Origin of the sequence: Leifsonia sp. 71-9 (assembly GCF_001898805.1) — a bacterium.
GTDB lineage: Bacteria > Actinomycetota > Actinomycetes > Actinomycetales > Microbacteriaceae > Leifsonia.
This window is the reverse complement of the sequence record NZ_MKVJ01000001.1, coordinates 45,224-47,393: the sequence shown is the minus strand read 5'-3', so window position 1 is coordinate 47,393 and position 2,170 is coordinate 45,224. Positions and strand designations below refer to the sequence as shown.

Below are 2,170 nucleotides of genomic sequence, written 5' to 3'. Positions count from 1 at the left end.
CGCCTCCCGCGCAGGAGGTCGTTCGCGCGAGATCGCCGCCGCCCTCGCCGACCGCCTCACCGTCGTCGTCTACGACCGCCGCGGGCGCGGCGAGAGCGGCGACACCCTCCCGTTCGCGGTCGCTCGCGAGATCGAGGACATCGCCGCGCTGATCGACGCCGCCGGTGGATCCGCCGCCCTGGTCGGATTCTCCTCCGGCGGTGCGCTCGCCCTCACGGCGGCCGCGGCGCTCGGGCCGGAGACCGTGACCAGGCTCGCCGTCTACGAGCCCCCGTACGTGCCGGAGGAGGCACAGGCGCCCGCTGTGGAGTACACCGCCGCCCTCGGGGAGGCCCTGGCGCGGGACGATCGCGACACCGCCGTCGAGCTGTTCTTCCGCCGGGTGGGCGTGCCGGAGGATCAGCTCGCGTGGCTCCGGCAGTCGCCGCACTGGGCGGGGACGATGGCGCTCGCACCGACCCTGGCCTACGACGACGCGGCCCTCGGCGACTCGCTCATCCCGGACGAGGTCATCGCGGTGCTGCGCATCCCGGTGCTCGGGATCGCGGGAGGCGCGAGCCCGTCGTTCCTCCACTACGGTGCGCACGAGATCGCGGCGGGCGCATCGGACGGCCGCTACGTGGAGCTCGCTGACCAGACCCACGACGTCCAGCCGGAGTCGATCGCGCCGGTGCTCATGGAGTTCGTCACCGGTTCCGCCTGACGCCGCCGGGCGCGGGCGGCTCCTCCGCCCGCTCTGCCAGGATCGGAGCATGACGCACTACCGCGCCCGCCGCGCCACGACCGAGACGTACGAGCTGGCGGAGGGGCCCGTGTGGGACGCGCAGCGCGAGCGGCTCCTCTGGGTCGACATCCTCGCCGGGGCGGTGCTCACCGGGCGCCTCGACGACGACGGCATCACCGTGACCGGGAGCCGTGTGTTCGGCGAGCCCGTCGGCGCCGTGCTCCCCGCGCAGGACGGGCGACTGGCGGTCGTCGGCCGCGACCGCATCCTGCTCGCGGGCGGCGACGGCAGCGTCGAGCCGGGCGCACTCGTCGTGGCCGCCGGTGCGCCGAGCCGCACCAACGACGCCGCAGTCGACCCGGCCGGCCGCCTGCTGGTCGGCACTCATCCCTTCGGCGACGGCACCGGGCCGGAGCGGCTCGTGCAGATCGACGGCGAGCGCGTGCGCGTGCTCGACGACGACCTCCTGCTGTCGAACGGGCTGTGCTGGTCGCCGGAGGGCGGGACCCTCTACTCGGTCGACACCCTGACCGCGACGGTCTGGGCCCGGAGCTACGACGTCGCGACCGGCGCGACCGGGCCGCGCCGCGCTCACCTCACCTCGCAGGAGCTCGTCGGCGGGATGCCCGACGGTATGTGCGCCGACACCGAAGGGATGCTCTGGATCGCCTTCTGGGGCGCGGGCGAGGTGCGCCGCTTCGACGCCGCCGGTTCGGTGGTCGACACGGTGGCCGTGGACGCGCCGCACACGTCCAGCGTGGCCTTCGCCGGACCGGACCTCCGCACGCTTGTGATCACCACGGCCCGGGAGGGGCTCGACGCCGGGCAGCGCGCCGCCGCGCCCGCCTCCGGCGCCCTGTTCACGGTCGAGGTGGCGGCGCAGGGCCTCCCGCAGCCGGAGTACCGCGCGGGCTAGCGGCCCGGGTCAGCGCGTGGCGCGCCGCACCCGGCTGCGCTGCTCCCCGAGTCCCTCGATCGCGACGCGGACGGTGTCGCCCTCGACGAGGTACGGGAAGCGGCCCGAGAGCGCGACGCCCTCCGGAGTCCCGGTGTTGACGATGTCGCCGGGCTCGAGCACCAGATACTGGCTGAGGTCGCGGACGAGCGTCGCGACGCCGAAGATCAGGTCGGCCGTGCTGGAGTCCTGCCGCGGCACGTCGTCCACCCAGGAGGCCAGGCGCAGCCCCGTGTGGTCGACCTCGTCGGGCGTCACCAGCTCGGGTCCGAACGGGTTGAAGGTCTCGGCGCTCTTGCCCTTGGACCACTGGCCGCCGGAGACGTCGAGCTGCCAGGCGCGCTCCGAGACGTCGTCCGAGACGGCGAAGCCCGCGATGCAGGCGAGAGCCTCCTCGTCGGTCCGCAGGTAGCGGGCGCGACGGCCGATCACGACGGCGAGCTCCACCTCCCAGTCCACCTTCTCGGCACCGGGCGGGAGGAGGATGTCGT

At 74.7% G+C, this 2,170-nt stretch carries 3 protein-coding genes; 2 read left to right on the top strand and 1 reads right to left on the bottom strand.

Annotated features, from left to right (window positions below):
* Both BGO91_RS00235 and BGO91_RS00230 read left to right on the top strand, forming a co-directional pair.
* On the top strand, positions 1–703 hold a 703-nt coding region (locus BGO91_RS00235; RefSeq protein ID WP_290470883.1), incomplete at its 5' end, for an alpha/beta hydrolase.
* Positions 704–752: 49 nt separating this feature from the next.
* Positions 753–1,640 (top strand): SMP-30/gluconolactonase/LRE family protein, encoded by an 888-nt coding sequence (locus BGO91_RS00230; RefSeq protein ID WP_290470882.1) that lies wholly within the window; start codon positions 753–755, stop codon positions 1,638–1,640.
* A gap of 9 nt (positions 1,641–1,649) precedes the next feature.
* On the opposite strand, the gene BGO91_RS00225 is transcribed toward BGO91_RS00230, so the two are convergent.
* On the bottom strand, positions 1,650–2,170 hold a 521-nt coding region (locus BGO91_RS00225), incomplete at its 5' end, for a fumarylacetoacetate hydrolase family protein (RefSeq protein ID WP_290470881.1).

Excerpts from the sequence above, each read along its gene's own strand:
- BGO91_RS00230 (WP_290470882.1), top strand. The coding sequence starts at position 753 with ATGACGCACTACCGCGCCCGCCGCGCCACGACCGAGACGTACGAGCTG.